The sequence below is a fragment of the Pseudovibrio sp. Ad37 genome, from assembly GCF_001623075.1.
Lineage (GTDB): Bacteria > Pseudomonadota > Alphaproteobacteria > Rhizobiales > Stappiaceae > Pseudovibrio.
The window spans coordinates 1-8,113 of record NZ_LMCF01000039.1 but is presented as its reverse complement, the minus strand read 5'-3'; the positions used below and the strand labels follow the sequence as shown (position 1 = coordinate 8,113).

Here is an 8,113-nt window from a genome sequence, read left to right as displayed (position 1 = left end):
CTGATCATTCAGGCCTTCATTTCAGCAATTCAGGGAGCATGGGATCTGACTAACATCACAGTTAACGCCAGCAGCTTTTGGCGAGGTATATGCGAACCTCCCAGAAAGCGAAAAATTCAACGAATTCTAGAACATAGCTTCTTAAGTTAGCGCCTATGGGAGTACTCCCCCTTCTATCCAATTTGCGGGTGTTACCCTGGTCTGCCGGAGGTATCCCAGAACATAGGATCCATAATTGGTTCTGCGGCAACAGAAGTGCCTGCGATACCTTCCATAGATCCTGGTTTAACTTCCAGCATTCTCCATGCTTCGGGGTGTTTCATGAGCTCATGGTGCGGTGAAAGGACTTTCGCTTGAACGAAGCCCCTTGATGCATAGTAGCTCGGGTGACCAAGAACAAAGATTGCATCTGCGCCAATGAGTTTCAGATGATACACGCCTTTCTCGATCAGCTCTTTGCCGATCCCTGTTCCCTGATGTTCAGGCAAGACACCTAAGGGAGCTAGAAGAAAGCACTTCTTCTCCGGGTGATCATCAAGTTGAAATGGCGAAAAGAGTATGTTTCCAGCTATCCGCAATCCTCGATAAACATTGATCGAGATCGTTTCAGGCAACAACAAAAACTCTTCCGTCATTTTTTCTATGACAGGCCCTTCCTCGTCGCCAAATGCTTGCAAGTGAAGGTCTTGTATTTCTACTTTATCGTTTTCAGTATTGATCATGCTAATTTTCCATGTTGGTTTCGTGGTTGCGCTTCACCAGATCCATCAAATTTAGCGATCGCGTACGAGTTGCGGGCCTTTGCAGAACAGATCGCCAGCAGTGGCTTGTCTGATCTGCACAGTATTAAGATGTTGGATAAGCTTCGGAATTTCCGGATAAATCGCGTAATTCACCGACGACGACATCTTGATCAAGCCCGCGCACGGCTACCTAACGGTTATCAACCTGAGATCTTACAAGTATAAGACCTCTTTTGGTGACACGGTAAGGTGCGCTTTGCTTGGACGCGATCAATTTTCGACGTTTAAGCTTACGAAAAACTTCGTCGCTCAGGCCGGAAAATCTCCACCCTTCACGGGTGAATAATTCGATTTTGGAAATATGGCGGCCGTCGTCTTTTTCGACGCGGATGTAACCGCCTTGCGCCAACATATGCAGAATTTTCTGCTCTGGTCTGGAGATGTCCATTGGAGTTGGTTACCCAAATACATGCGTAGTCGTCTCCCTTTCCAATTGAATTGGACCGGGTGCATGAATTTCAGCTTTCTGCCTGGCCGGGTATCACTCTGATACAAGCGATAGATCCAACCCTCCTGCAATACGACCTAAATGTCAGATTGCGAAAAGGCAGTCAGCAAGGTTACCGATTCTCTTGTTTAAACAAAAACTCTCCAGATTTGTGGCTGTGAAGCAGCGACTACGTACATTATGCCCATTGCACTTGGCAAGTGTTTTTTTAGGAGGATGATTGCAGTACTTCTCTTCTCGCATACCTCTGCTTGGCAACAGAGAGGAGGTAACGGCAGGTCGGAAATAACCTGCCTGACCTGATCCCTACCCCACATAACTCTCCACCAATGAGAGGGGCAGTATCACTGCCCTTCTTTGTTTGCCGTCTATGGTGATGGCGTTTTGGGATTGTTGGGCGCCCGCCAACTTTTGCAAGGCTAGTTTCCAGTTGCCGTGCCATTGGGTGAGGCGGAAGACCTCCCACAGGTAGTCGTGATCGTAGGCGATGGCGACGCCGTCGGGGTAGGCGTGGGGGCGCAGTTTGAGGCCCAGTTGTTCCATGCGGCGGGCGCCGACGTCATCTGCCAGGGCGAAGGCCAGGGCAATGCGGACGGAGAGGTTTTTGCCGCAGGTGAAGTTGATCAGGTGGGTCAGGCAGCCATCGGGATCATCGGCGGCGGTGCCGGCCACCTGGTTGACGCCCTCGCCTGCGATATCCGGCAGGCCGAGCCTGTCCCACAGCTGCATGGCGGCCTCGCGGCCATAGATGTAGCGCGCTTCTTTGAGGAGATTGGCGCGGGCGTTCATCTCGTTGACGAGCAGCACCTGCTTTGCGTCTGGCCCTTGCTGCTTTTGCGGTGTGGGGCCCATGGAGTAGGTGCCGGACTGGCGCAGCGCGGGCAGCACTTCTGCCGTCACCCATTTTTTGAACTTTTTGGCCGATGACTTGCGAGAGCTAAAAATGAGCGAGTAGAGGCCGCTCTCATTCACCGCAGTTACTTTTTGCTGGCCACCAAGGGTGTCGGTTGAAACGACACCCTGTTCATCTCTGTCAAGTTTGGCGACGGCATCGCGGCTGTTCTTGATATCCAGCACGGTGCAGACATCTTTGGCGATGAACCAGAACAGGCCGTCTACCGACAATGTGCGGACGGGGTGCTCTTCAAAATCGAAGATGGTGAGCGCGCTCATGCCTGCCCTCCCCGGTTCAGCTTGCTGATGTTGCTTTCCATGGCATCCAGCTCCTTGATGAGATCGCTGTGTCGCTCGGAGAGTTCATCCTGCAAGGCAACGGCTGCATTCCACAGCGGGCTTGGGCTGGAGATTTCGTTGGAGACATGCCCCAGAGCTTGAAACAGCCCCTCAATGCGGGCTGCGAGGCTCAGCAGTGCCGAATGGCTAGAGGAAAGGGCTTGAAGTGAGGTATTCCGGGAGAATTCTGTCATGACTAATTCCCTTACGAATGAGATTAGTCTGGCCGTCACCTGTCAATATGGCGGCCAGACGCTACGGGTTGACAGACCGGCTCGTAAGGATACCGGCAGGCCGAAGCCTCCCATAACGCCTGACCATAGGCGCAACAAAAAACGCGCTCAAAAAGAACGGTTCTTTGGCGCGGTGACGCCTTACGAACATTCGGGCTGTCAATCCCGGCTCACCGCTTTCAGATGAGCGTGGGCAGGTTGACGGAGAAACGAAAGCTTGTCAAGCGCACCGAATCCGGCTCCACTCCAAACATATTTTTAGGAGTAATGCATATGTTATTTGAGCGCAGAAACAGCAATCTAAATCCCTTTAAAAAGAGATTAGGACAACTACTTGGTGTTGGAGCTGTCACCCTTGCTGTTAGTTTGGGTTTGGCAACTCAATCCAATGCTGCAGAATGCTATATTATCAGCGTCGATGGCCGCTCTGATTACAAAAGTGATAAGCAAGGCCAACTCACCCAGAGCGTTTTTGCTGAGATAATCATTTCCTCTGATTACCCAAGACAAGTGACACTGAGCGCTATCAAATCTCTTGCAATGGAAGCCGTGCACGAAATTGGAGCCCATCAGGTCGAGATCCGGCAGTTTGCGGACATCGATAGCGCTCTTCAGAAAGGCTCGATGTTTGGCATCTATCTGCGCTACCACCCGGACACCCAACGCTTTGCCTATGCAGATGAAAAGTGGTTCATCAACGACATGGACGGTTATGAAGCCGGCAAACGGCTCACCATAGAAGACATAGAAAAAAGCCGCCCGATCGCAAAGTGTGTGCCGCTTTAGAAGATGGTTCCAACTGGCCGAGTAACTTGGAAGTTGAAATGAGAACGCTGAATAATATGAGAACCGTAGGCTTGGCGCTCGTAATGTCATTCATAACATTTACTCCCCTAAAGGCAGAGTCTCTCGCCGAGAATGCTAACAGGGGCTTGGCTGTATGGGAGTGTGCTGCATTTGCTCAGCTTGCTGGTTTAAAAGAAAGCGAAGAGCTTTTTACTGCAGGCTACGAAAACTTAAAACCAGCCTACGATCTTAAATCCAAAGGGCTGCTTACTGAAGACGATGAAGCGTCGCTCCATATGATAGTAAAGCTCGCCTTTGGCGGCCCCTCTCCTGATTTTATGCTGGGTGTTTTATGGGATAGGACCCACCATATCGCTGGACAGTCGGTAACGGGAGAAAACTGGAGCGAGCTGAATTCATCTCAAAGAGAACTAAGGCAAGAGGCAAAGGCCACAAGTCTTTTCTACGCGCTAAACTGTGAGCAGCTGCTCACCAATTAAAGGGCGACACCCAATGGTGGAAGTAATTGTAACGAGAGATTGTGTTTGTATGGGGGATGACTATTTGGGGCCGCATGAAATGCGGTTTCATGTAGAGCGCGATACCCCTCTTAGTGATGTCATCAACCTTCTTAAGGATGGCTATCAACTGCCAAACTTTACCAAGGGTGATTTTCCAGAGTTGGATTTTAGCAAGAGAGGAGTTCGCTTGGGAGACGTTAATCTCCGATGGGTACTTCTTGCAGAGACGCCCATTGCTGTACTGGGACATAATTGGCAAGGGTTCAGCATGCTTACCTCTGAAAGTTCTACCTGTTCTCAGTTCATCAATAAAGATGAAAACATGTATCTACATTTCGATTACCACCCTGAGAAACATCAACAATTTTTTGCAGAGTTAGAAGACTTCCTGCCATCCTGAGACCTGCAGGCGGCATTTTAGAGGCATCAACATGAGTGATTTCATCTATCACTACACAACGATTCAGGCCCTTGCTTGCATCCTTGAGAAAAGAACTATTCGTTTAACACGTTTGGATTGCCTTAATGATCCTGATGAAGGAGCGGCAGTCACCTTCGATAATGCTGCTAAACAAGTCTATTGCTCATCTTGGACAAGCTTATCTCATGACACAATACCTATGTGGCGTATGTACTCGGGCTTCGATGGAGTGCGTCTTGGATTGCCTGCAAAAATGTTCAAAATACACAGTGATATAATCAATGTAAGCAAGGAACCTGGTTATCCAATCAAGTTCAGCAGCTTGAATACCAAAATCACGGTAACAACACAGAATTCTGCAACAGGTGAAACCGTTCATGCCTACCTTGATCAGTTACTTGGCCCAGATGAAATTCATTACAAGCTCAACACTTCACAAACTCTTGCTGTCGTGCATGCCAATAACTATGGCGAAGAACGTGATTTTCACAACTACAAAAAGATTGGATTGTTCAAAGCCCATCATTGGGAGTTCGAGAACGAAGTGCGGTTCCGCTTGGTGCAAAATCTCAACACCGTTCTTCCCTCAGGCATTGCCAGACAGGTGCGAGACGACATTTCGTACGCGGAAAAGGCCGTACACATCCCTCTCAAAGATGACATCCTAGATCACGCTCAGATCCTACTAGGCCCGAACTGTAAAGACAGTCCAAATGCCATTATTGTTGAGGCACTTGTCGAGAAGTACGCACCACTTGCGAGGATCAGCGAAAGTCAAATTCGAGTGGCCGAGAGATAAGAGAGTGCCTGAGAGAGACGGAAGTGACTTACCTGCAGAAGCCTCAAAGCCCAGTTCCTGAAGATGTTGAAGACATCTTTATGCAACCCCAAAAGTACATAAAAGCCTGTTCAAGCGTGACGCACATCTGATAAGCGCCTTGCTCATTAGCCCACAAATGTTCAATTAGGCTCAAAGATGAATTATCCATATATGCCAGAAGAACCTGAATACCCAATAAATCCATGGTTATTGGCCTTCATAGTATTCGTGATTGCGATGATTGTGTTGAATGTTTTCTTTGGAGTGCCCGCGACCTGCCGTGATGGTTGGAACTCTCCCTCCATCGGCTCCCGAGGTGCTTGCTCACATCATGGTGGTGTGGTTTCTCACAATGGCTGGATCTTTTGGACAAGTATTGCCTTTAGTATCTCAACTGTTGTCGCCATGGGAAAAGTAGTCCGTCATCGGTACTCTGCACGCGAATTCAAGAGAACTAACATTTCCATGATGAATATAGCTGTTCCGGATGGATATGATGCTGAAGAGTACAGAAAACTTCGAGAGACTGGGTTTTCAGACGAAGAGACGCAGGAAATTATAGCACGGCGCTTTCAATCACCAAGTCCGAAGAAGAACAATCAGTAATGGGTCTATAGAAATATTGAGGTCAGGATGAGCTTTGCGACAGATTTGAGCCTACACACTCGATTAAGAAACTCTATTAAAATCTTAATACGTGGAAAGGGAAGGCAACTAGATCGCATTCAAGACATTGGTGATCAGTTTAGGCCTCTCTTTCAGAGAGATTTCCCTGAGCATCTTAGTGCGAGAGTTAAATCTGTACGGCAATTCTTATTTAAAGGTCAGAAAGACGTTAAAACACCGACATTCAAAGAATTTACGGAATGTATCCTAGAACTTTATGATGCGAATCTTGAGGCTCGTGTGATCGCGACACTCCGTTCATCTCAGCCAACAGCCACACAGGAGATCTGAGCCTCACATTTAACAACCGCAGCCAAAACACGCTGGCTGCGGTCTAAGGCATAACTACTTCAGCCTCAGGACATTGATGTTATAGAGTTCGCTTTGAGGATCGTCGTCACAGGCGAGTGACACATGCCATTTGCCGTCGTATGGCTTCATGGAAATGGTTCTCTGACTGACGCCAGATGACTTGTCCGCCCTCACCTCACTGCAATCAATAATGGTCAGATACTGAGTCTCTCCTGTGGTGTGCAGAATTGTATCTTCCGCCGCCACGTATCGTCTGGCATAGACCCACCCAAACGAAGCTTTGAATGGGTCTACACTGTCGTTAGAGCAGGAAGTCACTCAGCTCATAGCCAAGTCCGTCACTTCCATAGACAACGTTGACATGCTCCTCGCTGCTATAAAAATCAGAGAGGATGACACCGGTGTCGAACTCCCCGTCTGCGAAGTCTTCCTGTGATGAGATCAGGAGATCATTGCCGACCCTTAGAAAGCCCAGATCAGCGGCCTCTGTTTTGCCAAAGTGAAGCTGATCATTGGTTCCGCCAGAATCCTTGATGACAGCGATCCCAGCTTCGCAATGAAAGACCTGATCATCGCCAGCCCCAAGCTCAATCTCGGCAGTTCCTGCGCGCGTTTGCACCACATCATTGCCCGTGCCGGCATCAATGAGAGCATCGTCGCCGACGGTCTCGATGATGTCAGCGCCTTCACCAGCCTCAATGGTTGTGTGTGCACCCAATGACTTTATCGTGTCATTGCCCTCACCCCCTGTGACTGTGTTGTGGCTGGCCGTGCCATCAATAATGATGGTGTCATCGCCTGTGCCACCATCAACAGTGTTGTGGTTGCCGTAGGATTCAATGTGGTCGTTATCGGCACCACCTGAGAGCAAGGATTGCTCCCCTGTGGAGCTGGTCAACCAGTCATCACCTGCGCCGCCATAGAGCGTGTCCGTGCCTTGCGTTCCTTTCTCATAAAGATGGTCGTTGCCATCGCGGCCAAACAGTGTGTCATTGTCGTCACCACCATAAAGATGATCATTCCCACCGCCGCCATCGAGATAATCATCGCCCTGGTCGCCATAGAGATGATCCTCTCCTTGCTCGCCATGGACAGCGTCGTCATCGCTGCCGCCAGACATCTGATCATTGCCAGTTCCGCCTTCAAGATAATCCCGGCCTTCTCCGCCGAAGATTAAATCATTGCCGCCTTCACCATAGAGCATGTCATTGCCTGTCAGACCTCGAATTTCGTCGTTATCTTCATTCCCGGAAATGTCATTATTGTTTCGATCACCAACGTGATATCCCATTGTCTTAACACCCGATTTAGCAGTGAAATATTTAGCCGTAATAAGTACTTAGGATACTTATCGACACTGCATGCATAACTGATTCTTACCCTACGTAACTACTGCAATGTTTTCAGTATAGAACTTGCAAATATCGGTGGGCTCTCGGGATATTACGTATTGCGTAAACCGGCTTTTTGAGGGGTCTTTCCGGTGGTCTAATTTTCGATTTTTGGGAGCTTCGGGTTCTCCCGCCATCGCCTTGCGATTTTGATCAGGCCCTCTGACAATGCCAGCCCGCACAGGCCCAGAACGAAGCCCGTTGCCCCCTCTACGCTAACATCACGCACGTTGGACCAGCCGGAGACGATAGGTGCCACGATCGGCGTAAGATGGCCGGCAAACAATGCTCCAACGATTGCTGTTCCGACTGATCTTAAGAGCCACAGAAACCAGCTTCCCTCCCGCTCCTCTGTCAATGAGCGTTCAAAATTGATCCGGCATCATCATTTAAAATTGACCCACCTTGGTTGGCACAAATCCAGCAGGCGAACAGCTCTCATCTAGCAGGTTCGTCTGCTGGCTTTGTGCCAACCAAGG

Annotated in this window: 12 protein-coding genes; 5 read left to right on the top strand and 7 right to left on the bottom strand. The window is 49.2% G+C overall.

Annotated features, from left to right (window positions below; all coding sequences use genetic code 11):
• Window positions 1-191: 191 nt before the first annotated feature.
• The 4 genes from PsAD37_RS09570 to PsAD37_RS09555 all read right to left on the bottom strand — a co-directional run bounded on the left by PsAD37_RS09570 (window position 192) and on the right by PsAD37_RS09555 (window position 2,678).
• Window positions 192-722, bottom strand: coding sequence for a GNAT family N-acetyltransferase (locus PsAD37_RS09570; protein WP_063295960.1), 531 nt, complete (start codon window positions 720-722; stop codon window positions 192-194).
• 211 nt (window positions 723-933) lie between these two features.
• The gene (locus PsAD37_RS09565) at window positions 934-1,191 is read right to left on the bottom strand and encodes a YjhX family toxin (RefSeq protein WP_063295959.1); all 258 of its coding nucleotides are present in this window, start codon (window positions 1,189-1,191) and stop codon (window positions 934-936) included.
• Window positions 1,192-1,557: 366 nt separating this feature from the next.
• The gene (locus tag PsAD37_RS09560; protein ID WP_063295958.1) at window positions 1,558-2,424 is read right to left on the bottom strand and encodes a Bro-N domain-containing protein; all 867 of its coding nucleotides are present in this window, start codon (window positions 2,422-2,424) and stop codon (window positions 1,558-1,560) included.
• The gene (locus PsAD37_RS09555) at window positions 2,421-2,678 is read right to left on the bottom strand and encodes a hypothetical protein (RefSeq protein ID WP_063295957.1); all 258 of its coding nucleotides are present in this window, start codon (window positions 2,676-2,678) and stop codon (window positions 2,421-2,423) included. Before PsAD37_RS09555 ends, PsAD37_RS09560 begins: the two co-directional genes overlap by 4 nt.
• Window positions 2,679-2,915: 237 nt before the next feature.
• Between PsAD37_RS09555 and PsAD37_RS09545 the strand changes: the two genes are divergently transcribed.
• The 5 genes from PsAD37_RS09545 (at window position 2,916) to PsAD37_RS09525 (ending at window position 5,871) form a co-directional block, all read left to right on the top strand.
• A complete protein-coding gene (locus PsAD37_RS09545; protein ID WP_153039709.1) occupies window positions 2,916-3,503 on the top strand; it encodes a hypothetical protein in 588 nt (195 codons plus the stop codon).
• Between the two features lie 38 nt (window positions 3,504-3,541).
• A complete protein-coding gene (locus PsAD37_RS09540; RefSeq protein ID WP_153039708.1) occupies window positions 3,542-4,003 on the top strand; it encodes a hypothetical protein in 462 nt (153 codons plus the stop codon).
• Between the two features lie 13 nt (window positions 4,004-4,016).
• Window positions 4,017-4,424 carry a hypothetical protein gene (locus tag PsAD37_RS09535; RefSeq protein WP_153039707.1) on the top strand — a complete coding sequence of 136 codons (408 nt, stop codon included), beginning with the start codon at window positions 4,017-4,019 and terminating at the stop codon, window positions 4,422-4,424.
• 31 nt (window positions 4,425-4,455) lie between these two features.
• A complete protein-coding gene (locus PsAD37_RS09530) occupies window positions 4,456-5,244 on the top strand; it encodes a DUF2971 domain-containing protein (RefSeq protein WP_063295952.1) in 789 nt (262 codons plus the stop codon).
• A gap of 177 nt (window positions 5,245-5,421) precedes the next feature.
• Window positions 5,422-5,871: a hypothetical protein gene (locus PsAD37_RS09525; RefSeq protein WP_153039706.1), complete on the top strand. Its 450-nt coding sequence runs from the start codon at window positions 5,422-5,424 to the stop codon at window positions 5,869-5,871.
• A 405-nt stretch (window positions 5,872-6,276) separates the two neighbouring features.
• On the opposite strand, the gene PsAD37_RS09515 is transcribed toward PsAD37_RS09525, so the two are convergent.
• The 3 genes from PsAD37_RS09515 to PsAD37_RS09505 form a co-directional block, all read right to left on the bottom strand.
• A complete protein-coding gene (locus PsAD37_RS09515) occupies window positions 6,277-6,561 on the bottom strand; it encodes a hypothetical protein (protein ID WP_153039705.1) in 285 nt (94 codons plus the stop codon).
• A complete protein-coding gene (locus tag PsAD37_RS09510; protein WP_063295948.1) occupies window positions 6,545-7,534 on the bottom strand; it encodes a calcium-binding protein in 990 nt (329 codons plus the stop codon). Before PsAD37_RS09510 ends, PsAD37_RS09515 begins: the two co-directional genes overlap by 17 nt.
• A 197-nt stretch (window positions 7,535-7,731) precedes the next feature.
• Window positions 7,732-7,992 carry a hypothetical protein gene (locus tag PsAD37_RS09505; protein WP_063295947.1) on the bottom strand — a complete coding sequence of 87 codons (261 nt, stop codon included), beginning with the start codon at window positions 7,990-7,992 and terminating at the stop codon, window positions 7,732-7,734.
• Window positions 7,993-8,113 lie beyond the last annotated feature (121 nt).